This window comes from Pseudomonas sp. Marseille-Q1929, assembly GCF_017316265.1.
In the GTDB taxonomy this organism is placed as follows: domain Bacteria; phylum Pseudomonadota; class Gammaproteobacteria; order Pseudomonadales; family Pseudomonadaceae; genus Aquipseudomonas.
In genome coordinates, this window is record NZ_JAFLWU010000021.1 from 40324 (window position 1) to 63494 (window position 23171).

The following is a 23171-nucleotide window of genomic DNA, read 5'->3' on the forward strand; positions in this document are numbered from 1 at the left end:
ACTGACCGCCTGTCTTTAAGCTTCCAGCTCGCAGTTTGAAGCTTGTAACGTGAAGCTGCCCGGAGGGCTCCCCATGAGCTATGTGATCGACCGACGCCTCAATGGCAAGAACAAGAGCACGGTAAACCGCCAGCGTTTCCTGCGGCGTTACCGTGACCACATCAAAAAGGCCGTGGAAGAGGCCGTCAGCCGCCGCTCCATCACCGATATGGAACATGGCGAACAAATCAGCATTCCCGGACGGGACATCGACGAACCGGTGCTGCACCACGGCCGGGGCGGCAAACAGACGGTGGTACACCCGGGCAACAAGGAGTTCACCACCGGCGAGCATATCCAGCGCCCCCAAGGTGGCGGCGGCGGCAAAGGCCCGGGCAAGGCCGGCAACTCCGGCGAGGGCATGGATGAGTTCGTGTTCCAGATCACCCAGGAGGAATTCCTCGAATTCATGTTCGAAGACCTGGAGCTGCCCAACCTGGTCAAGCGCAACCTCACCGGCACCGACACCTTCAAGACCGTGCGCGCGGGGATCAGCAACGAGGGCAACCCGTCGCGCATCAACATCATCCGCACCCTGCGCTCGGCCCATGCGCGGCGTATCGCCCTGTCTGGCAGCAGCCGCGCCAAATTGAAGGAAGCCAAGGAAGAATTGGCCCGCCTGAAACGTGAAGAACCGGACAACTTCGGCGATATCCAGGAAATCGAGACGGAAATCGAGAAACTCAGCGCGCGTATCCACCGCGTGCCGTTCCTCGACACCTTCGACCTTAAATACAACTTGCTGGTCAAGCAGCCCAACCCCAGCTCCAAGGCGGTGATGTTCTGCCTGATGGACGTCTCCGGCTCCATGACCCAGGCCACCAAGGACATCGCCAAGCGCTTCTTTATCTTGCTGTACCTGTTCTTGAAGCGGAACTACGACAAGATCGACGTAGTGTTCATCCGCCATCACACCAGCGCCCGGGAAGTGGACGAAGAGGAGTTCTTCTACTCACGGGAAACCGGCGGCACCATTGTTTCCAGCGCGCTGAAGCTGATGCAGGAGATCATGGCCGAACGCTACCCGGCCAACGAGTGGAACATCTACGCCGCCCAGGCTTCGGACGGTGACAACTGGAACGACGATTCGCCGATCTGCCGCGACATCCTGATCAACCAGATCATGCCGTTCGTGCAGTACTACACTTACGTTGAAATCACCCCCCGTGAGCACCAGGCCCTGTGGTTCGAATACGAGCGCATCGGCGAAGCCTTTGCCGACACGTTCGCCCAGCAGCAATTGGTCTCGGCCGGCGATATCTACCCGGTCTTCCGTGAACTCTTCCAGCGCAGGTTAGTGACATGACCGCCAAAAAAGAGCAAAGACGCCAACCGATTTCCACGGGTTCCGAGTGGACCTTTGAACTGATCCAGGCCTACGACCGGGAAATCAGCCGCATCGCGGCGGGTTATGCCCTGGACACCTACCCCAACCAGATCGAAGTGATCACCGCCGAGCAGATGATGGATGCCTATGCCTCGGTCGGCATGCCCCTGGGCTATCACCATTGGTCCTACGGCAAACACTTCCTCAGCACCGAGAAGTCCTACAGCCGCGGGCAGATGGGCCTGGCTTACGAGATCGTCATCAACTCGGACCCGTGCATCGCCTACCTGATGGAAGAAAACACCATCTGCATGCAGGCGCTGGTGGTGGCGCATGCCTGCTACGGGCACAACAGCTTTTTCAAGGGCAACTACCTGTTCCGCACCTGGACCGATGCCAGCTCGATCATCGACTACCTGGTGTTCGCCAAGCAGTACATCATGCAATGCGAGGAACGCCACGGCATCGACGCCGTGGAGGACCTGCTCGACTCCTGCCATGCGCTGATGAACTACGGCGTGGACCGCTACAAACGCCCGTACCCGATTTCTGCCGAGGAAGAACGCCTGCGCCAGAAGGAGCGCGAGGAGCACCTGCAAAAGCAGATCAACGACCTGTGGCGCACCATTCCGAAAAAGACCGGCAAGAACAGCGACAAGGACAATGCACGCTTCCCCGCCGAACCTCAGGAAAACATCCTGTATTTCCTGGAAAAACACGCGCCGCTGCTGGAGCCGTGGCAACGGGAAATCGTGCGTATCGTGCGCAAGATCGCCCAGTACTTTTATCCACAACGCCAAACCCAGGTGATGAACGAAGGCTGGGCAACGTTCTGGCACTACACGCTGATGAACGACCTGTATGACGAAGGCCTGGTCACCGACGGCTTCATGATGGAGTTCCTTACTTCCCACACCAGCGTGGTATTCCAACCCGGCTTCGACAGCCCGTATTACAGCGGCATCAACCCCTACGCCCTGGGTTTTGCCATGTACCGTGATATCCGGCGCATGTGCGAACACCCCACCGAAGAGGACCGCCGCTGGTTCCCGGAAATCGCCGGCACCGATTGGCTGTCCACGATCAAGTTCGCCATGAGCAGCTTCAAGGATGAGAGTTTCATCCTGCAATACCTGTCACCCCAGGTGATTCGCGACCTCAAGCTGTTCAGTATCCTCGACGACGACCTCAAGGATGACCTGGTGGTACCCGCCATCCACGACGAACCCGGCTACCGCACCATCCGCGAGACCCTGGCGGCGCAATACAACCTGGGTAACCGTGAGCCCAACGTGCAGATCTACAGCATCGATGTGCGCGGCGACCGCTCGCTGACCCTGCGCCACCAGCAACACGACCGCAAACCCCTGGGCGAATCCACCGAAGAAGTGCTCAAGCACCTGCACAGGCTTTGGGGCTTCGACATCCACCTGGAAACCCTGCAGGGCGACCAGGTGATGAAAACCCACCATGTGCCACCGCGCAGCGATCACAACGACAACGACTACGGCCGCCTGGACCTGGCCGTCGTGCATCTCTGAAACCGCAAAGCCTCCATTGGCCAGGCACAGGCGTTATCCTGTGGGGCTAATGGAGGCTTTTTCATGAAAATCTATAAAGTCGGCGGCGCGGTACGCGATCGCCTGCTGGGCATCCCGGTCACCGACATTGACCGTGTTGTGGTCGGCGCCACGGCCGAAGAGATGCTTGCCTTGGGCTATAAGCCGGTAGGCTCGGACTTCCCGGTGTTCCTCGACCCGAAAAACGGCGACGAGTACGCCCTCGCCCGCACCGAACGCAAGAGCGGCCGGGGTTACGGCGGCTTTGTGTTCCACGCAAGCCCCGACGTCACGCTGGAAGAAGACCTGATCCGCCGTGACCTGACCATCAATGCCATGGCCGAAGACGACGATGGCAATGTGACGGATCCTTATGGCGGCCAGCGCGATCTCGAAGCGCGCGTTCTGCGTCACGTTTCCCCCGCTTTTGCCGAAGATCCACTGCGAGTCCTGCGCGTTGCCCGCTTCGCCGCACGCTACGCCAACCTGGGTTTCACCATTGCACCACCAACCCTGGAACTGATGCGCCAACTCAGCGAATCCGGTGAACTGGAAGCCCTGACCCCGGAGCGCAGCTGGAAAGAAATCTCTCGCGCACTGATGGAGGATCAGCCTCAGGTATTCATCCAGGTCCTACGGGATTGCGCTGCGCTGAAAACCTTGATGCCGGAAGTAGATGCGCTCTTCGGCGTGCCGCAACCTGCGACCCATCACCCCGAAATCGATACCGGCGTACACACCTTGAGCGTGCTGGAACAGGCCGCCGCGTACAAACAGCCGCTGACCGTACGCTGGGCCTGCCTGTTGCATGACCTGGGCAAAGGCCTGACACCTGTGGATAAGTTGCCGCAGCATATTGCCCACGAACACACCGGTTTGAAGCTGGTCAAGGCGGTCAACGAACGCTTCAAGGTACCGAGGGATTGCCAGGAATTGGCGCTACTGGTCTGCCAATATCACACCCACGGCCACCGCGCCCTGGAGCTGAAGGCCTCGACATTGCTGGAGTTGCTGCAGAGTTTTGACGTGTACCGTCGGCCGCAGCGCTTTGAAGAGTTTGTGGTCGCCTGCGAAATGGACGCCCGGGGCCGCAAGGGTTTCGAGCAACGCAGTTATCCACAGGCCGATTATTTGCGCGGCGCAGCCAAGGCTGCGCGCGAAGTGGCAGTGGCGCCACTGCTGGAGCAAGGCTTCAAAGGCCCGGAACTGGGCGAAGCGCTCAAGCGCGAACGGCTCAAGGCGCTGAAAGCCTACAAGGAACAGCACAGCCTATAGAAGCGAACTCGGCGTCAGTTGCTGGCCCTGCCATTCAAACCCCACAGGGGCCAGCACCTGGTCGATCTGCGTATCGCGCCACAGCTCGGCCAGCGTCTTGCCCACTTCAGGGTGCACACGCTGTGGCGCCATCAACGACAGCGGCCACAGCACGAAGGCATTCTTGAGGATTTCTGCGCGCGGCAGGATCAAGCCATCGAAATTGCCCACCAGGTCGCCATACAACAGCACGTCGATATCCAGCGGCAGGCCCTTGCGCTCCGGCGCATAACGGCCATTGTCGGCCTCGATGAATTTCAAGCGGCGATCCAGCTCCATCAGCGGCAGGTCGGTATAGGCCGACACTACCAGATTGAAGAACGGACCACTCTTGATGCCCACCGGCTGGCTTTCGAACACCGCCGAGCAGCGGATATCCGTCAAAAAACTCGCCAGCGCGTCAAGGCCGGCGCACAGATGAGTCTCGCGCTCGATATTGCTGCCAAGGCCAAGGTAAACCTGAGTTAGCGACATCCGCGCTCGATCTCCACGCCCACACCCTTGGCAGCCGGCACGGCCCCGGGCTTGGTCAACTTGAGGTGCAGCCAGGGAATCTGGAACTCGCTCATCAACACTTCGGCCAAGCGCTCGGCGAAGGTTTCAACCAGCTGATATTGCGATTGCTCGGCAAACGCCTGGATACGTGTGGACACACTGGCGTAGTCCAAGGCCAAGGTCAGGTCGTCACCGGCCGCCGCCGGGCGGTTGTCCCAGGCGAAGCTCAGGTCCAGGCGCAGGCATTGGCGGATTCCGCGCTCCCAGTCGTAGGCCCCGATCACGGTGTCAACTTCCAGGCCTTCGATAAACACTCTGTCCAAGCACTCTTCTCCGCAGCACGACAAGGGCGCGATGCCCCGTTAGAATCAGGGCGTCCTCGCCCGGAATAGTTAGCATGTTTTGGTTACTGGCGATTCTCGCCTACCTGCTCGGCTCGCTGTCCTTCGCCATTTTGCTCAGCCGCCTGACGGGAAATCCCGACCCGCGAATGAGTGGCTCAGGCAATGCCGGCGCCACCAATATGTTGCGCCTGGCCGGCAAGAAGCTCGCCGTGCTGACGTTGCTGGGCGACCTGTGCAAGGGCCTGTTGCCCGTGCTGATCGCCAGCCTCGCCGGCCTTACCCTGCAACAGCAGGCGTGGATCGGCGTGTGCGCCGTCCTCGGCCATCTGTTTCCCCTGTACTTCCGCTTTCGCGGCGGCAAGGGTGTCGCCACGGCAGCCGGCATGCTGCTGGGGATCTACCCACCCGCGGCCTTGCTGGCCGTTATCGCCTGGCTGCTGACGTTCTACCTGACCCGCACCAGCTCGCTCGCCTCGCTGATCGCCACCCCGCTGACCCTGCCGTTACTAGCCTGGCAGGAACCGGCGGCGCTGTTGCCGATGAGCGTGTTGACACTGCTGATCGTCTGGCGCCACCGCGGCAATTTACGCGACCTGTTTGCCGGGCGCGAACGGCATTTTTAAATACCCGCGATGAACCTGGCTCAGGTTACGCGTTACAGCGGCGACAACTGCTCCATCGGCCAGCGCGCCTGCACGCTGATCGCCAGGCTTTCATGCTGCCCGGCCTGCAAGCGCTGGCAGCCCGCATAGGCAATCATCGCGCCGTTATCGGTGCAGAACTCAGGGCGCGCATAGAACACATCCCCTTTCATGTCGCCGAGCATTTTTTCCAACGACGTGCGCAAGGCCTTGTTGGCGCTGACGCCGCCAGCGATCACCAGGCGCTTCATCCCGGCCTGCTTGAGGGCACGCTTGCACTTGATGGTCAAAGTCTCCACCACGGCCTGCTGGAACGCCAGCGCGATGTCGCAACGGGCTTGCTCACTGTCGTCCCCGGCGCTGACGCTGTGCTGCCAGGTATTCAGTGCAGAGGTTTTCAGGCCGCTGAAGCTGAACATCAGGCCCGGGCGATCACACATCGGCCGCGGGAAGGTATAGCGACCGGCCACACCTTTTTCGGCGAGACGGGCGATTTCCGGGCCACCTGGATAATTGAGGCCCATCATCTTCGCAGTCTTGTCGAAGGCTTCGCCGGCGGCGTCATCCAACGATTCACCCAGGAGGGTGTATTGGCCGATGCCGTCTACCTGAACCAGCTGTGTATGACCGCCGGAAACCAACAAAGCGACGAACGGGAACTCGGGCGGTGTTTTTTCCAGCATCGGCGCTAGTAAATGGCCTTCCATGTGGTGCACGCCAAGGGCCGGAATGCCCCAGGCAAAGGCCAGCGCCTGAGCGCAAGAAGCCCCAACCAGCAGGGCTCCGACCAATCCAGGGCCTGCGGTGTAGGCGATCGCGTCGATCTCGGTCGGCACGCAGCCCGCCTCGTCCAGCACCTGGCGAATCAACGGCAGCATGCGTTTGACGTGATCGCGGCTGGCAAGCTCCGGCACCACGCCGCCATAGGCGCGGTGCAGGTCGATCTGACTGAACAGTGCATCGGCCAAAAGCCCGCGTTCACTGTCGTAAAGTGCGACACCGGTTTCGTCGCAGGAGGTTTCAAGTCCCAGTACTAGCATGGGTTTGCGCCTTGTAGAGGCTGAATTCGAAGGCGCGCATAATAGTCGCCACTCCCCCTCCCGACTAGCGGTTTTCGATCAGAGGCTTTGCATTCCGGGCAATGAGGGGTTAACATCCGCAACCCTTAAAAACCGACGACCTCAGCCGCGAATTTCTTGCGACGAGAACGTTGATCCCGGTAATGAAAGAAGGTAGCTCTGGATGCCAGCCGTCAAAGTTAAAGAGAACGAACCCTTCGACGTAGCTCTGCGTCGTTTCAAGCGCTCCTGCGAAAAAGCCGGTGTACTGGCTGAAGTTCGTAGCCGCGAATTTTACGAGAAGCCAACTTCTGAGCGTAAGCGCAAAGCAGCAGCCGCTGTTAAGCGTCACGCTAAGAAAGTTCAGCGCGAACAGCGCCGCGCCGTTCGTCTGTACTAATACACAGACGTTCGTAGCAAGCTTCTGCCAAGCCCGGCCCTCAGCCGGGCTGTTGGCATTTGCGGATATCGCTTGATGCTTCACTGTTGACGCCGCACACGCGACCGAAACAACTGCTTCACACGTCAGGACTGGCTCTTCTGCCAGCGGTGCACGTCTCTTCTGACGAGTCTAACAAGGCTACTGACGAGCACACTTATCCTACAAACAGGCGATCAACTGAGTCGGCTGTGCCTGCACGAGCTTCCGAGGCCCACCATTGGCCAGCACCGGATGCCGGGGCAACATTTCCATGCCGAAAAGCTGATTGAAATTAACGTCAGTGAATGAACGGCAGATACACTTCCTGAAAGCCCAAGCAGACAGCTGATGATCGAGCCACGATACGTGCGCCCGAGCACATCGCGGGCCCTCATTTACACGCAGTGATGACGAGAACGCCATGGCCGGGCTGATTCCCCAGAGCTTTATTGACGACCTTCTGAACCGCACCGACATCGTCGATGTTGTCAGCTCGCGCGTGCAATTGAAAAAAGCCGGCAAGAACTACACGGCCTGCTGCCCGTTTCACAAAGAGAAAACCCCGTCGTTCAGCGTCAGCCCCGACAAGCAGTTCTACTACTGCTTCGGCTGCGGCGCGGGCGGCAACGCCCTCGGCTTTCTCATGGACCACGACAACCTGGATTTCCCCCAGGCCATCGAGGACCTGGCGAAGGCTGCCGGCATGGAAGTCCCGCGCGAAGAAAGTGGCCGCCCGCACAAACCGCGCCAACCCACCGATTCGCCGCTGTACCCACTGCTGACGGCCGCTGCCGACTTTTATCGTCAGGCGCTTAAAAGCCATCCGCAGCGCAAGGCCGCCGTCGACTACCTCAAGGGTCGCGGCCTCACCGGCGAAATCGCCCGTGACTTCGGCCTGGGGTTTGCCCCACCCGGCTGGGACAACCTGTACAAGCACCTGAGCAGCGACACCCTGCAACAAAAAGCCATGATCGACGCCGGCCTCTTGGTGGAGAACGCCGAGACCGGCAAGCGCTATGACCGCTTCCGCGACCGCGTGATGTTCCCGATCCGCGACAGCCGTGGCCGCATCATCGCGTTCGGTGGCCGGGTACTGGGGGACGACAAGCCCAAGTACCTGAACTCCCCGGAAACCCCGGTATTCCATAAGGGCCAGGAACTCTACGGGCTGTTCGAAGCGCGCAAGAACAACCGCAACCTCGATGAGATCATCGTGGTTGAAGGCTATATGGATGTGATTGCGCTCGCCCAGCAGGGCCTGCGCAACGCGGTGGCAACCCTGGGTACCGCCACCAGCGAAGAACACTTGAAGCGCCTGTTTCGTGTTGTGCCCAGCGTGTTGTTTTGTTTCGACGGCGACCAGGCCGGCCGCAACGCCGCCTGGCGCGCGCTCGAAGCCACGCTGTCGAGCCTGCAAGACGGGCGCCGTGCGCGCTTTTTGTTCCTGCCCGAAGGCGAAGACCCGGACACCCTGGTCCGCTCCGAAGGCACCGACGCATTCCGCGCACGCATCAATCAACATGCGCAGCCGCTGGCGGACTACTTCTTCCAGCAACTGACCGAAGAGGCCGATCCGCGCTCCCTCGAAGGCAAGGCCCACATGGCCACCCTCGCTGCGCCGCTGATCGACAAGGTACCGGGTGCCAACTTGCGCACCCTGATGCGTCAGCGCTTGCAGGAAATCACCGGACTAAGCGGCGAAGCGGTCAACCAGCTGGCCCACAGCGCGCCGCAAGATGCACCGCCACCAGCCTACGACCCAGGCATGGATTACGACGCCATGCCGGACTATGGCGACTTCCACCAACCGCACGAGACCTACACGCCCCAGCAGGAGTGGAAACCGAAAAAACCCGGCGCCGGCGGCAAGCAATGGGACAAGAAACCCTGGAGCAAGGACGGCAAGCGCGGCAATCGCGACGAGGCTCACGCCCCCCGCACCCCGGTCGCCGTAGAAGCGCCAACCTTGATTGCCCTGCGCACGCTCATCCATCACCCGCAATTGGCGGGAAAGGTTGAAAGCGCCGATCACTTTGCCAACGCCAGCAACACGTACGCCCAGGTGCTAATCGCGCTGATTGAAGCAGTGCAGAAAAATCCTAAGCTAAACTCAATTCAGTTGATGGCTCGCTGGCACGGCACCGAACAAGGTCGCTTGTTGAAGGCACTCGCGGAAAAGGAGTGGCTAATTGACGGCGATAACCTTGAACAACAGTTTTTAGACACCATTACTAGGTTATCCGAGGGCCAGCACACGCAGACCCTCGATGAACTCATCAAGAGAGCAAGGCAGCCTGGATTATCGGCTGAAGAGCAAATTCAGATAGCAAAACAGATGCGCGACCTCTTAAAACAGAATGTTTCCGCATCAAACCCGACCTCAGCTGGCGTGTGAGGTCATAGCTCGGGTATAATCCTCGGCTTGTTTTTTGCCCGCCAAGACCTTCAGTGGATAGGGTGTTATGTCCGGAAAAGCGCAACAGCAGTCTCGTATCAAAGAGTTGATCACCCTTGGTCGTGAGCAGAAGTATCTGACTTACGCAGAGGTCAACGATCACCTGCCTGAGGATATTTCAGATCCAGAGCAGGTGGAAGACATCATCCGCATGATTAATGACATGGGGATCCCCGTACACGAGAGTGCTCCGGATGCGGACGCCCTTATGTTGGCCGACGCCGATACCGACGAGGCAGCCGCTGAAGAAGCCGCTGCTGCGTTGGCCGCGGTGGAGACCGACATCGGTCGCACGACTGACCCTGTGCGCATGTATATGCGTGAAATGGGTACCGTCGAGTTGCTGACACGCGAAGGCGAAATCGAAATCGCCAAGCGTATTGAAGAGGGTATCCGTGAAGTGATGGGCGCAATCGCGCACTTCCCTGGCACGGTTGACCACATTCTCTCCGAGTACACTCGCGTCACCACCGAAGGTGGCCGCCTGTCCGACGTCCTGAGCGGTTATATCGACCCGGACGACGGCATCGCGCCGCCTGCTGCCGAAGTACCGCCGCCTGTCGATGCCAAAGCCGCGAAAGCGGACGATGACACCGACGACGACGAGGCTGAAGCCAGCACCGACGACGAAGAAGAAGTCGAAAGCGGTCCAGACCCGATCATTGCTGCCCAGCGTTTCGGTGCGGTTTCCGATCAAATGGAAATCACCCGCAAGGCTTTGAAGAAGCACGGTCGCGCCAACAAGCAGGCAATCGCCGAGCTGCTGGCCCTGGCTGAGCTGTTCATGCCGATCAAGCTGGTCCCGAAGCAATTCGAAGGCCTGGTTGAACGCGTTCGTAGCGCCCTTGAGCGTCTGCGTGCACAAGAGCGTGCGATCATGCAGCTCTGTGTCCGTGATGCGCGCATGCCGCGTACCGACTTCCTGCGCCAGTTCCCGGGCAACGAAGTTGACGAAAGCTGGTCCGACGCACTGGCCAAAGGCAAGGCGAAATACGCTGAAGCCATCGGTCGCCTGCAGCCGGACATCATCCGTTGCCAGCAAAAGCTGACTGCGCTTGAAACCGAGACCGGCCTGACAATTGCCGAGATCAAGGACATCAACCGTCGCATGTCGATCGGTGAGGCCAAGGCCCGCCGCGCGAAGAAAGAGATGGTTGAAGCGAACTTGCGTCTGGTGATCTCCATCGCCAAGAAGTACACCAACCGTGGCCTGCAATTCCTCGATCTGATCCAGGAAGGCAACATCGGCTTGATGAAGGCTGTGGACAAGTTCGAATACCGTCGCGGCTACAAGTTCTCGACTTATGCCACCTGGTGGATCCGTCAGGCGATCACTCGCTCGATCGCCGACCAGGCCCGCACCATCCGTATTCCGGTGCACATGATCGAGACCATCAACAAGCTCAACCGTATTTCCCGGCAGATGTTGCAGGAAATGGGTCGCGAACCGACCCCGGAAGAGCTGGGCGAACGCATGGAAATGCCTGAGGATAAAATCCGCAAGGTATTGAAGATCGCTAAAGAGCCGATCTCCATGGAAACCCCGATCGGTGATGACGAAGACTCCCATCTGGGCGACTTCATCGAAGACTCGACCATGCAGTCGCCAATCGATGTCGCCACCGTTGAGAGCCTTAAAGAAGCGACTCGCGACGTACTGTCCGGCCTCACTGCCCGTGAAGCCAAGGTACTGCGCATGCGTTTCGGCATCGACATGAATACCGACCACACCCTTGAGGAAGTCGGTAAGCAGTTTGACGTGACCCGCGAGCGGATCCGTCAGATCGAAGCCAAGGCGCTGCGCAAGTTGCGCCACCCGACGCGAAGCGAGCATCTGCGCTCCTTCCTCGACGAGTGATACCAAAACCCCCGGCCCAGGCCGGGGGTTTTGTTTTGCATCGAGAAAACTCTGCGTAACCCCCCTCCCCCCGCAATGCCCGTCTACACTCGAAACATTCCCCGTGCCATAACGAGACCGTTATGCCCAGATTGCCGACTGTGTTGCTGCTGTCGCTGCTGACCTGGACCGCAACGGCTGGCGCGTTGACTCTTACCGATGATGAGCGTGGCTGGCTGGCGGACCATCAGGAGCTGCGGCTGGGGGTGGATGCGTCATGGCCACCCTTCGAATACCGCGATGAAAATGGCCACTACCAAGGCCTGGCCGCAGACTACGTGCGCCTGATCCAGGACCGCCTGGGCGTGAGGATCAAGCTGATCGAACCGGCCAGTTGGAGCGCTGTGCTCGAACAAGCCAGGAACAACCAACTGGATTTGCTGCCCGGCATCATGTCCACCCCGGAGCGCCAGAGCTATATGGCGTTCACGCGCCCCTACCTGGACTTTCCCATCGTGATCCTGGCCCATGAGGGCGGCGCCAAGCCGCACAACCTCAAGGACCTCTACGGGCTGAAAATTGCCGTGGTGGAGAATTACGCGCCCCATGAACTGCTGCGCACCCATCACCCCGACCTCAACCTGGTGGCCATGCCGAATGTCAGTTCGACCCTGCAAGCACTGGCGACCGACGAAGTGGACGCCGTGGTCGGTGACCTCGCCTCCAGCGTCTGGAGCCTGCGCCAACTGAAACTCGATGGCTTGTACGTCAGTGGCGAAACGCCCTACCGCTACCAACTGGCGATGGGCGTGCCCCGGGACAACAAAATGCTGGTCGGCATCCTCGATAAAGTCCTCGCCGACCTCAGCCCGCAAGAAACCGACGCCATCCAGCAACACTGGGTGGGCAGCATTACCGATCACCGTGAGTTCTGGACTGACCTGCTGACCTACGGCTTGCCGGCGGTATTGCTGCTGAGCACCGTGCTGGCCATCGTCATTCGCATCAATCGCCGGCTCAGCTCGGAAATATCCCGCCGCGTCGCGCTAGAGCAAGAACTGCGCAGCAGCGAATACCACTATCGCGGCTTGGTGGAGAGCCTGTCTGCTATCGCGTGGGAAGCCAGCGTTGTCGATTTCACCTACAGCTACGTGTCGCCCCACGCCGAGGACCTGCTGGGCTATCCCCGCGCGCACTGGCTGATCCCCGGTTTCTGGCGCAACATCATTCACCCAGCCGACCTGACACGCGCCGAAACCTACTGTTTGCGCGAAACCCGCGCCAACCGCGACCACAGCATTGATTACCGCGTCATCACCGCCGATGGCCACTGTCTGTGGGTGCGCGATATTGTCAGCCTGATTGAACACGGCCATGAGCCCGTACTGCGCGGCTTGATGATCGACATCAGCGAAGCCAAGCGCACGGAAGAAGCCCTGCAACTGTCCGAGCAAAAGTTTGCCTCGGTATTTCAGCAATGCCCGGACATATTGATAATCGCCCGGCTGTCCGATGGCTGCCTGCTGGAAGTGAACAAGGCGTTCGAGGACCAGGTTGGCCTGAGCGCCGAAGAGGTGGTAGGTAAAACCGGCACGGCGCTGAACATCTGGGGGACCGAGGGTACCGGCCCAGACCTGCTGCAACGGGTGCAGACGTCCAGTATCCGCAACCTGGAGATGGCCTTTCGGCGCAGCAACGGCCAAGCCTTTACCGGCCTGATTTCCGCCGAGCCGTTCCAACTCGACACCATCGAAGCCATCGTGGTGGTGGTGCGCGACATCTCCCAGCTCAAGGAAACCCAGCAGCAGCTGCAAACCTCGGAAGAAAAATTCGCCAAGGCGTTCCATGCCTCACCCGACGGCCTGCTATTGAGCCGCCAGAGCGATGGCCTGCTGATCGAAGTGAACGATGGCTTCAGCCGTATTACCGGTTTCAACAGCGCGGCATCCCTCGACCAGTCCGCCTTGGACCTGGGCATCTGGGTCGATCTCAACGAACGCAAGCACATGCTGGAACTGATGCACCGCGACGGTTTTGTCCGCGACTTCATCTGCCATATCCGCCGCAGCGACGGGCAGATCCGCCTCTGCGAGTTGTCCAGCCGGCCACTGCCCATTGGCGATGACGACTGCATGCTCACCATCGCCCGCGACATCACCGAACGCCAACTGATGCAGGAGAAGCTGCAACAGGCCGCCACGGTCTTCGAAAGCACCGCCGAAGGCGTGCTGATCACCGACACCCGGCAGAACATCAGCGCAGTCAACCGCGCCTTCAGCGAGATCACCGGCTACAGCGAGGCCGAAGCCCTGGGCCACACCCCGCGCCTGCTCGCCTCCGGGCTGCACGACAGCGCGTTTTATGCCGCGATGTGGCATCAACTGACGGCCCAAGGGCATTGGCAGGGCGAGATTTCCAACCGCCGCAAGAATGGCGAGGTTTATCCGAGTTGGCTGACGATCAGCGCCGTGCGCAACCGCGAGCAGTTGATCACGCACTTTGTCGCGGTGTTTGCCGATATCTCCAGCCTCAAGCTGGCCCAGGCGCGCCTCGACTACCAGGCACACCACGACCCACTGACCGGCCTGCCCAACCGCACCCTGTTCGAAAACCGACTGCAGGCCGCCCTCAACGGCCATCAAGAAACCGGCAAGCAAGGCGCCGTGCTGTTTCTCGACCTCGACCGTTTCAAACACATCAACGACAGCCTCGGCCACCCCATTGGCGACCTCTTGCTCAAGGACATCGCCGTGCGCCTCAAGGAGCAACTGCGCGACATCGATACCGTCGCCCGCCTCGGTGGCGATGAATTCATCATCCTGCTGCCTGGCCTGCAACACGCCACCGACGCCGACTACCTCGCGAACAAACTGCTGGCGTGCTTCACCCCACCGTTCCAGGCCGGCGAACACGAGTTCTTTATCAGCGCCAGTATCGGCACCAGCCTCTACCCCCAGGACGGCACCGACGTGGCCACCCTGGTGAAGAACGCCGACGCCGCGATGTACCGCTCCAAGGCCAAGGGCCGCAACCGGGTCGAGAGTTACACCCGCGACCTCACCGCCCAAGCCAACGAACGCGTGGCCCTGGAGCACGAACTGCGCCGCGCCATCGAACGCGACGAGCTGAGCCTGTACTACCAGCCAAAACTCAGCTTGGTGACGCAAGAACTGATCGGCGCAGAAGCCCTCATCCGCTGGCACCACCCGACCTTTGGCGACGTGCCCCCCGAACACTTCATTGCCCTGGCCGAAGAAAACGGCATGATCCTGCAGATTGGCGACTGGGTACTCGAACAAGCCTGCCGACAAATGCACGCCTGGCGTCGCACCTTCGACGACTTCGGCACACTCTCGGTCAACCTCGCCGGCGCGCAACTGCGCCACCCCAACCTGCTGTCACGCATCGAACAACTGCTGCACGACTACCGCCTCGAACCCGGCTGCCTGCAATTGGAGATCACCGAAAACTTCATCATGAGCCAGGCCGAAGAAGCGCTGGCAGTCCTGCACCAACTCAAGCAACTGGGCGTACAACTGGCGATTGACGACTTTGGCACCGGCTATTCATCCCTCAGCTACCTCAAGCGCCTGCCGCTGGACTTCCTGAAAATCGACCAATCCTTCGTCCGCGGCCTGCCCGACGACCCCCACGACGCCGCCATCGTCCGTGCCATCATCGCCCTGGGCCACAGCATGCAATTCACCATCATCGCCGAAGGCGTGGAAAACCCCGCGCAACAGGCATTCCTTGCCGCAGAAGGCTGCGAACAGATGCAAGGCTACATCGTCAGCCTGCCCCTGCCGCCCGAGCTTTTTGCCGCGAGCTTTCTTCGTATGAGCCTTGAGGATTTTTCGGATAGCACAGCAGAGAAACCATCGCTATAATCCGCGACCTGTTAAGGGCCTATAGCTCAGTTGGTCAGAGCAGAGGACTCATAATCCTTTGGTCCACGGTTCAAGTCCGTGTGGGCCCACCAATAAAATCAACGGCTTACGTCATTTCGGCGTAGGCCGTTTGTGTTTATAGACTCAAATCTCTAACGAATTGCTAAACGAATGCTGGCGGCTGCCCCTCATCGGCACTTGAGTGCCACTTCTCGCCCGATGCTTTTTAATCACGCACAAAAAAGCCCAGCGGCTGCCAGGCTTGTTCGAGTAATAGACCAATACGCACACCGGCGCGGTTTACCTTAGGAATACTCAACACCTCATGGGGTTTGCTTCCTCTTTGGCCCCGTCGATAGCCCTCCGTGTAAGCGGCATCTGCCGGACTTGAATAGGTCTCGGCGCTTGCATGGCGTACCCGCCCGGGTCTTGGCCCCGCATGTCATGCCGCGCAACTCATTAGGGAATGGCAGGCTACTGGGTTGCCCGCGCTGCATCCTTCCTGCAAACCAGGCCAGCATCACCGCCGTATTGTGCTTGTGATATGCCTTCCACAGCTTGCGCAGTGCGTCCTGTTGGCTAGGCATGGTCAGCACCAGATGCGACGTTGTAGGCGGCGCGCAGCTCAGTACCAGCGGGGCAGTAGCGGCTTGTCGGAGCATGGCAGGCACGACAGACCATTAGGTGATTCAGGTATTGGTCACGGGCGTTGCGCCATTCAGGTGAGGCCGTAGCGGCTGTAAAGATGTGGTGCGACGGCTTGCCATCCTCCCCGAGGATCTGGGCGACCTTCTGCTCAACCGGCGTTTTTTCCTGAAAACAGTTCGATGGGGTACTGACAAAACCGACAAAACTCGGTTCTGTCAGTTTTGTCGGTATGTCGTCAGGGCATTTCTGTGCTCTCTCAACCCATCTGCCCATCGTTACCGACCTCCCCGATCCATCTGTACGCTTTGGTCGGTCGGCCTCCAGTCACTGCGGAATCGACCTCCAACTCCATCAGATGCCCGTAATCGATCAGCACCTCCAGCGCGCTAGCGACCTCCTCGGGTGTGGACAGGCCACTCCACCCCCGCCGATGAATCTCACGGGCCTTAACCGGGTTCGGTAGCTTTGCCTTACGCTTCAAGATCAATCGCGCGCCTTCGATGCCACCGTGCGTAGTGGCGCTGTATAGGCGGTTGGCATGGGTGCGCAGGTAGTCCGCCCAATCCAGAGCACGAGCAGTAGCAACCTTTCCGACCGATTCGGTGCCGCCGTCCAGCAACTCGAACAGCAGCGCCAAGCCGGAAACGGTCTTAGGCATTTTCAACAGGTGGCTTTGCATCGCTTCGGGCATATCATCGCCCCGGGCGGCAGTCTGTATTTCCTCCATCCACTCGATGAACATCGCTTGAGCGTCTGTACTGAATCGCAGGCAGGCTGAACCTTCCTCCTCGACCGGCAGCTCCAGGGCGTGCAGGCGGTCGAAAGCATCACAGTAGCGAGCGTGGGATTGCGGGTCGGGTGCCCGGTCAACCCATTGCCACGACTTGATAGGGTCAGGCCAGACGGCAAGCTGAAGCCGCTGAATCAGGCCATCGTCAGCCGTGCCACGCACAGCGCCACGCACAAGCGGTGCTATTTTGCTGGGCTGAATGCCGCCAATAACGGACAGTGTGCAGTTCTCGATACGGACGGTGCCGCGCCCGATGCGGTCATAGGTAAAACTGCTATTACCGTTGAATGCCTCCAGAAAGAATGCGCGATCCGGCTGGCGGTCTTCCTGCATCAGCGTGCTTATCCAGCCGGACAGTTCGTCACGTACCATTAGCAGGCCGTTTGGGTTCTCCTGCATTCGCTCGCCCAGCGCCTCGACCGAAGCATCGTTCACAATGACACGCTGTAACGTTGGCTCCTCCTCGCCACACTCCGACGCAGCCAAGTACATGATTGCTTCTTCCTTACGCCCGTCCTGAATCATCTTTTTGGCGGCAACCTTGGCGAGTCCGTTTCCAATTTCGGCTACCTCGACTTCGGCCTTGTGCAGCTTGATACGTTCCTTCCACTCAGTAGCCGCGCGCGCCTCAATACTGTGGACGGGTCGTAGCATCTCTGCCATCGAAGGTGATTTCATCGTGCTAGGCCCACCAATCACAGCGCCCCATGCGGTCGGTGTCACTGTCCAGTCGTCATGCTGTTTTGGGCGGATCAGTACCTTTCTGCCAAGGACGCCGGACAAAGCGCAAATAGCTACTACAGCAGCGTAATCGGGTGCTGCCTGCATACGCTGCGACACGTCCATCACATAGCCACGAATCGACTCCGGCAGCATCTCCGATTCAAACGCCGAAACTGGCGGCAGAGAGTCCGGTATCGGGCGTGGCTCGGGGATCGGCTCCAGAAACTCGGGAACATAATGGCGGTTTGGTGCAGGCTTTTTAATAAGCCCGATAGGCTTGGGAGCTAGTGCCGGTCCCATGTCTAGCTCCCCATTGGGTAGTCGTGGGCGAGTGTCGGCAGGCGGCGCGGTACTGGGCTCGTCGGCAAACGGATCATCACTAGCCGCAAGCTCGGCAGACGGATCAGACTCCTTTGTCGGCGCTGCGTGTTCATAGCCCTGCTCGGCATTATTCAGGTCATCACCAAACATTCCGCTTTCCACGTCTGCTAGGTACGCATCGTCAGGCACTTGCTCATAATCTGGCGGGCTATCAAGGTCGGGTCCGTCGGACAGATCCTCACCAGGCTCAAAGGGCATATTCATTACGCCACCTTCGTTAGCGGCGCCAGCAGCAACAGCCGAGTGCTGTTCTTGAGCGGCGGTATGGGTGTTAGGATTGGCCTTGCGCGGGCTGCTCTGCTGGTATTGGGGGCGGCTTTCTTCATTTGCGCGCCTCGCCCTGGCGGGTAGCCAGCCAGGCATCAAGCTCGGATTTCCGATAGCCCACGGCGCGGGCGCTAAGCTTGATCTTGCGGGGGAAGTCCTCGGTCTGGGAAAGACGCCAAAGGGTCACAAGCGAGATACTACCCAAGTAATCTGCTGCGGCTTTGTTACGGAAAATGGGGTCGGTTTCTTGGTGCATGTTATGAAGCCTCTAGAAATGAGAGGTTTCAGCTTGCCCATTCCAATGGTTTTCGAGGCTGGACAGATAAGCCGTTTTTTTAGCCCCTATCTGTCTGCACGGGTGGCACGGTGCGCTCCCTTTGCTTTTTAACGCTACTCGGGTCGATTCCCATCATGTCTCCCGCGAATATGTAAAACTTTGGTTCATCAGCGTTGTTCGGTCTTTCTTTGAACTCAGAGAACCACAGGTTTTCCAGGTTAAAAATTAACCGAGCTGTTGCGGATCTCTTTTTTTTAGATGTTGCGGTCAGTACTGAGTCAACCCAACTATCAGAGTCGGCGTGGTAGTGGCTTATGTGGCGCTCGCCTTTATCTTTCGCGCCCGCACCATTGTATGCCTCCCCCAGAAGTTCCAGAAGTCGGCGGCTTTGCCTATTGCTGTAACCTTTAGCGTGAACAGCCTCCAGCACCTTGATAGCCTTCATTGTATGTTTGAGCGCTGAATTCATTGCGTCGAAGGCATTGCGGTCGCTGCGTTGTCGCGTTTCATCCTCAGCGAATACGGCCAGCACACGCGCCTTGAAATTTTCAAGATCGCTGAGCGCAGGTGAGTCCGGACGTTTCTGCCAGTCATCAAATAGATCGCTTAAAGTCTTTTCCTTTTCTTTGGTAGTCATGCGCTGGCCTCCCGGTTGAACTGGATAACTTCTGCTGCTGACACCTTCGCAGCACGTACGGCCCAATCGCTCATCAACCACGCCCCCGCAGTTGCACCACGTTGCCCGCAGGCACGACTCCCACAAGTTCATCCAAGTAGCGCGCCCACCTGTCCAAATCAGCGCGCTTTTCCGGTAGATAGTTCCAACGGTCATAGTGCTTTGCCTGTACCCCGCTCCGACCATGCGACAGCAGCCAAGCGCGGCGCTCCTGATTCACGCCCAACGCTGCCAAATGGGTTTCGATAGTTGCGCGCATGTTGCGCCAGGTGAAACGGCGGGCCTTGCCCTCTCCCGCCAGGCGTTCACCTAGACCCTGAAAAATATCCAGTGCAGTACCCGGCGCAATCGTCACTTTGCCTCGCAGTGAGAACGGGCCAGGGGCTTTACCTTCGCTCTCTAGGGCTAGCAACGGGGCCAAAATCTCGCCCAGACGTTCGACCATTGGCAGAAGATGCTCACGCGGCGGGGTGCCCTTTCCCCCTTTCAGATCCAGCAAACGCATTACCGGGCCATGCTCGCCATCGTCGTATAGGTCCTGCCAAGTAACACGGCAGAGCATTTCCACGCGCTGCCCGGCGAGATAAAGCATGGCCTTGGCGATAGCACGGCGACGCTCAGGTAGATCCTCGACAGCGAGAACGGCAGCCCTCAATTCATCCTTGGTCAGTGCCCAAGTGTTCGCCTGGTTAGCGCCCTCGATGGTCGGTACGTCACGCGCCGGATTGAATTTCAATCCATATTGAACGGCGTCACCCGCACGCAGTGGGTTAAGGTCGTTCGCCAGCCCAAAGGAGAATGCCGCTTGCAGATAGCTGCGTAGCTTGTCCGCTTGGCGCTTCTTGCCATTGGTGGCGTTAGCTGTGGTGAGCCGCACCCCGCGCCCTTTGCTGGCGGCTGGCCGGTTTAGGCAATGGCGCAGAAGCTCAGCAATATCACCGGGCTCGACCTCCTTAGCCTTACGCGCGGACAGTTCAGGAAATGGGGTTAGCACGTTCAGTTTTAGAGCGCCGCACACTTCCTTAGCACTGGTCTTGCCACGTCTTTCCATATCCTCGACATAGGCGTCGAGCAACTGCGCAAAAGTGCCTTGCCTGGCCTCCAGATTGGCGGCTCGCTGCGCGGTGCGCTGGCGCTCACTTTGGGCGCTCTGGTAATCCTCAATGGTAGAGAACCCGCGAACCTCCAGCGACCTAGCAGCGGCATAAGTCCGCCAATCAGTCAGGGGCCTATCTGTATAGCTGCCCAGCTTGAGCCTCTCTTGCTTGCCGTCACGGCGCAGACTCAGATAGACCAATATTCCACTAATCCTGCGTTCAAAGATCAGCGAGCCTGAGCCCTTCACGTCCAGCGCCTCGGACAAAGTGCCTTTCTTCAAGGCATTGATTCTGCTGTGAGCTAGTTTCTGCGCCACTTTCAGCCCCTAAAACCGCTTAACGAATTGCTCAACGAATGCCAGCAATATAGGGGATTTTTGGGAAATGTCACGAAACGATTGATCTAGCTGAAAGCCTTGTATTTACTGGTCTTAGCACTCCATAACGTTACACAAAATTAAGTAATCTTATGCCTCATAATCCTTTGGTCCACGGTTCAAGTCCGTGTGGGCCCACCAACTCCAAAGCCGCGCATTGCGCGGCTTTCGCGTTTCTGGCGCAATAGTTTCCCGGCCCATCCCGCCGAATAAAACACCGAAAGTGTCCAAAAAGCGTCCACACTCTCATCGCCCACTCACCGGAGCCCGCCCTTGCCCGCCCTAGATGAAATCGACCGCCAACTGATCGCCGCCCTGCAGATCAACGCGCGCGAAAGCGTGGCCATGCTCGCCCGGCAGTTGGGCATCGCGCGCACCACGGTGACCTCGCGCCTGGCACGCCTGGAAAAGACCCAGGTCATCACCGGTTACGGTGTACGCCTGGGCCAACGGGTGGCCGATGGCGGTTTGCAAGCGTATGTCGGGATCACGGTACAACCGCGCTCAGGCAAGGAAGTGCTGCGCCGCCTCAGTGCGATGGCTCAGGTCCAGCAGTTGTGCGCCGTGAGTGGCGAGTTCGATTACGTGGCTTGGCTACGCACCGATTCGCCGGAGCAGCTTGACCAGTTGCTGGACCAGATCGGCAGCGTCGATGGCGTGGAGAAAACCACCACTTCGATCATCCTCAGCAACAAATTGGATCGCGGACAGCCAGTCTGACCGCCAACTTCGTCACTTTGACTAAAAACAGTTCAATACGACGACACATTGCGTCTTATTAACGCACGCTACGCTCCCTAAACTGGCTGCCATCTTTTCCTATACTCAGCGGGACGTGCCCCGCCGAGTCGCCAGCCAGGTCAGCCATGAACCCATTCAACAAAAACAATCGCCACCCTGCAGACGGTAAAAAACCCATCACCATCTTTGGCCCGGATTTCCCCTTCGCCTTTGACGACTGGATCGAGCACCCCGCCGGCCTGGGTAGCATTCCCGCCGCCCACCATGGCGCCGAAGTGGCAATTGTCGGCGCGGGCATTGCCGGCCTGGTCGCCGCCTACGAGCTGATGAAGCTGGGCCTCAAGCCCGTGGTGTACGAAGCCTCGAAAATGGGCGGCCGCTTGCGCTCCCAGGCATTTGAAGGCGCCGAGGGCATCATCGCCGAGCTCGGCGGCATGCGCTTCCCGGTGTCGTCCACTGCGTTCTACCACTACGTGGACAAGCTCGGGCTGGAAACCAAACCGTTCCCCAACCCTTTGACCCCAGCGTCTGGCAGTACCGTGATCGACCTGGAAGGCCAGACCCATTACGCACAAAAGCTGTCGGATTTACCGGTGCTGTTCCAGGAAGTTGCCGACGCCTGGGCCGATGCCCTGGAGGCCGGCTCGCAGTTCGGTGACATCCAGCAAGCTATCCGCGACCGTGACGTGCCGCGCCTCAAGGAGCTGTGGAACAAGCTCGTGCCGCTGTGGGACGACCGCACCTTCTACGACTTCGTCGCCACCTCCAAGGCGTTTGCCAAGCTGTCATTCCTGCACCGCGAAGTCTTCGGCCAGGTCGGCTTCGGCACCGGTGGCTGGGACTCGGATTTCCCCAACTCCATGCTGGAAATCTTCCGCGTGGTCATGACCAACTGCGACGACCACCAGCACCTCGTGGTCGGCGGCGTAGCGCAAGTGCCCATGGGCATCTGGCGCCATGTGCCGGAACGTTGTGCCCACTGGCCGGCCGGCACCAGCCTCAGTTCGTTGCACCGTGGCGCGCCACGGGCCGGGGTGAAGCGCATTGCCCACGCTGACGGTGGCCGTTTCGCCGTCACCGACAACTACGGCGACACCCGCGAATACGCCGCCGTGCTGACCACCTGCCAGAGCTGGCTGCTGACCACCCAGATCGAATGCGACGAAAGCCTGTTCTCGCAAAAGATGTGGATGGCCCTGGACCGCACCCGCTACATGCAATCCTCGAAAACCTTCGTAATGGTCGATCGCCCGTTCTGGAAAGACAAAGACCCGGAAACCGGCCGCGACTTGATGAGCATGACCCTCACCGACCGCCTGACCCGTGGCACCTACCTGTTCGACAACGGCGACGACAAGCCGGGCGTGATCTGCCTGTCTTACTCGTGGATGAGCGACGCGCTGAAAATGCTCCCGCAGCCCATCGACAAGCGCGTGAAGCTGGCCCTCGACGCCCTGAAGAAGATCTACCCGAAAGTCGATATCAAGGCGCGCATCATCGGCGACCCGATCACCGTGTCCTGGGAAGCCGACCCGCACTTCCTCGGGGCCTTCAAAGGCGCTCTGCCCGGTCACTATCGCTACAACCAGCGTATGTATGCGCACTTCATGCAGAAGGACATGCCCGCTGAGCAGCGTGGGATTTTTATCGCCGGTGACGACGTTTCCTGGACCCCGGCCTGGGTGGAAGGCGCCGTGCAAACTTCGCTGAACGCGGTGTGGGGCATCATGACCCACTTCGGCGGCAGCACTCACCCCGAGAACCCGGGGCCGGGCGATGTGTTCGATGCAATCGGCCCGATCGCCCTGGCTGAGTAA

Annotated in this window: 17 protein-coding genes and 1 tRNA gene; 11 read left to right on the forward strand and 7 right to left on the reverse strand. The window is 59.5% G+C overall.

Translation table 11 applies throughout. From position 1 onward, the window contains the following. The first annotated feature begins 73 nt into the window (after positions 1-73). The 3 genes from J1G37_RS20640 (at position 74) to J1G37_RS20650 (ending at position 4200) form a co-directional block, all read left to right on the forward strand. Positions 74-1345 (forward strand): YeaH/YhbH family protein, encoded by a 1272-nt coding sequence (locus J1G37_RS20640; protein WP_207045067.1) that lies wholly within the window; start codon positions 74-76, stop codon positions 1343-1345. Further along, positions 1342-2907, forward strand: coding sequence for a SpoVR family protein (locus J1G37_RS20645; RefSeq protein ID WP_017739510.1), 1566 nt, complete (start codon positions 1342-1344; stop codon positions 2905-2907). Before J1G37_RS20640 ends, J1G37_RS20645 begins: the two co-directional genes overlap by 4 nt. A 63-nt stretch (positions 2908-2970) precedes the next feature. After that, complete coding sequence (locus J1G37_RS20650; RefSeq protein WP_207045069.1) at positions 2971-4200, forward strand: multifunctional CCA addition/repair protein; 1230 nt, start codon at positions 2971-2973, stop codon at positions 4198-4200. Here J1G37_RS20650 and folK read toward each other — a convergent pair. Both folK and folB read right to left on the reverse strand, forming a co-directional pair. Continuing rightward, positions 4195-4713 carry a 2-amino-4-hydroxy-6-hydroxymethyldihydropteridine diphosphokinase gene (gene folK / locus J1G37_RS20655; protein WP_207045071.1) on the reverse strand — a complete coding sequence of 173 codons (519 nt, stop codon included), beginning with the start codon at positions 4711-4713 and terminating at the stop codon, positions 4195-4197. The two genes, J1G37_RS20650 and folK, sit on opposite strands and share 6 nt — an antisense overlap. Continuing rightward, positions 4704-5057: a dihydroneopterin aldolase gene (folB, locus tag J1G37_RS20660; RefSeq protein ID WP_053131128.1), complete on the reverse strand. Its 354-nt coding sequence runs from the start codon at positions 5055-5057 to the stop codon at positions 4704-4706. The genes folK and folB overlap by 10 nt, the downstream gene beginning before the upstream one ends. Before the next feature lie 74 nt (positions 5058-5131). Between folB and plsY the strand changes: the two genes are divergently transcribed. Beyond that, the gene (gene plsY, locus J1G37_RS20665; protein WP_207045073.1) at positions 5132-5701 is read left to right on the forward strand and encodes a glycerol-3-phosphate 1-O-acyltransferase PlsY; all 570 of its coding nucleotides are present in this window, start codon (positions 5132-5134) and stop codon (positions 5699-5701) included. A gap of 32 nt (positions 5702-5733) precedes the next feature. Here plsY and tsaD read toward each other — a convergent pair whose 3' ends face one another. Next, positions 5734-6759 (reverse strand): tRNA (adenosine(37)-N6)-threonylcarbamoyltransferase complex transferase subunit TsaD, encoded by a 1026-nt coding sequence (gene tsaD / locus J1G37_RS20670; RefSeq protein ID WP_017739515.1) that lies wholly within the window; start codon positions 6757-6759, stop codon positions 5734-5736. Between the two features lie 202 nt (positions 6760-6961). On the opposite strand from tsaD, the gene rpsU reads away from it, so the two are divergent. From rpsU to J1G37_RS20695, 5 genes are all read left to right on the forward strand, one after another. Beyond that, the gene (rpsU, locus tag J1G37_RS20675) at positions 6962-7177 is read left to right on the forward strand and encodes a 30S ribosomal protein S21 (protein ID WP_002551877.1); all 216 of its coding nucleotides are present in this window, start codon (positions 6962-6964) and stop codon (positions 7175-7177) included. A 442-nt stretch (positions 7178-7619) separates the two neighbouring features. After that, on the forward strand, positions 7620-9593 hold the full coding sequence (gene dnaG, locus J1G37_RS20680) for a DNA primase (RefSeq protein ID WP_207045075.1): 1974 nt from the start codon (positions 7620-7622) through the stop codon (positions 9591-9593). 67 nt (positions 9594-9660) lie between these two features. Then, positions 9661-11511 (forward strand): RNA polymerase sigma factor RpoD, encoded by a 1851-nt coding sequence (gene rpoD, locus J1G37_RS20685; RefSeq protein WP_017739518.1) that lies wholly within the window; start codon positions 9661-9663, stop codon positions 11509-11511. Between the two features lie 122 nt (positions 11512-11633). Then, complete coding sequence (locus tag J1G37_RS20690; protein ID WP_207045077.1) at positions 11634-15377, forward strand: EAL domain-containing protein; 3744 nt, start codon at positions 11634-11636, stop codon at positions 15375-15377. A gap of 15 nt (positions 15378-15392) precedes the next feature. Continuing rightward, positions 15393-15469: transfer RNA gene (locus J1G37_RS20695), tRNA-Ile, on the forward strand. 812 nt (positions 15470-16281) lie between these two features. Here J1G37_RS20695 and J1G37_RS20700 read toward each other — a convergent pair. From J1G37_RS20700 to J1G37_RS20715, 4 genes are all read right to left on the reverse strand, one after another. Next, positions 16282-18123 (reverse strand): YfjI family protein, encoded by a 1842-nt coding sequence (locus J1G37_RS20700; protein WP_207045079.1) that lies wholly within the window; start codon positions 18121-18123, stop codon positions 16282-16284. A 118-nt stretch (positions 18124-18241) separates the two neighbouring features. Next, positions 18242-18442, reverse strand: a complete 201-nt coding sequence (locus tag J1G37_RS20705) for an AlpA family phage regulatory protein (RefSeq protein ID WP_207045081.1) — start codon at positions 18440-18442, stop codon at positions 18242-18244. A 79-nt stretch (positions 18443-18521) separates the two neighbouring features. Beyond that, positions 18522-19100 carry a hypothetical protein gene (locus J1G37_RS20710; protein WP_207045083.1) on the reverse strand — a complete coding sequence of 193 codons (579 nt, stop codon included), beginning with the start codon at positions 19098-19100 and terminating at the stop codon, positions 18522-18524. A 73-nt stretch (positions 19101-19173) separates the two neighbouring features. Further along, positions 19174-20553 carry an integrase gene (locus J1G37_RS20715; protein ID WP_207045085.1) on the reverse strand — a complete coding sequence of 460 codons (1380 nt, stop codon included), beginning with the start codon at positions 20551-20553 and terminating at the stop codon, positions 19174-19176. A 333-nt stretch (positions 20554-20886) separates the two neighbouring features. Here J1G37_RS20715 and J1G37_RS20720 point away from each other — a divergent pair, with 333 nt between their 5' ends. Together J1G37_RS20720 and J1G37_RS20725 are read left to right on the forward strand one after the other, a co-directional pair. Continuing rightward, complete coding sequence (locus J1G37_RS20720; RefSeq protein ID WP_207045088.1) at positions 20887-21333, forward strand: Lrp/AsnC family transcriptional regulator; 447 nt, start codon at positions 20887-20889, stop codon at positions 21331-21333. Between the two features lie 146 nt (positions 21334-21479). After that, positions 21480-23171 (forward strand): NAD(P)/FAD-dependent oxidoreductase, encoded by a 1692-nt coding sequence (locus J1G37_RS20725; protein ID WP_207045091.1) that lies wholly within the window; start codon positions 21480-21482, stop codon positions 23169-23171.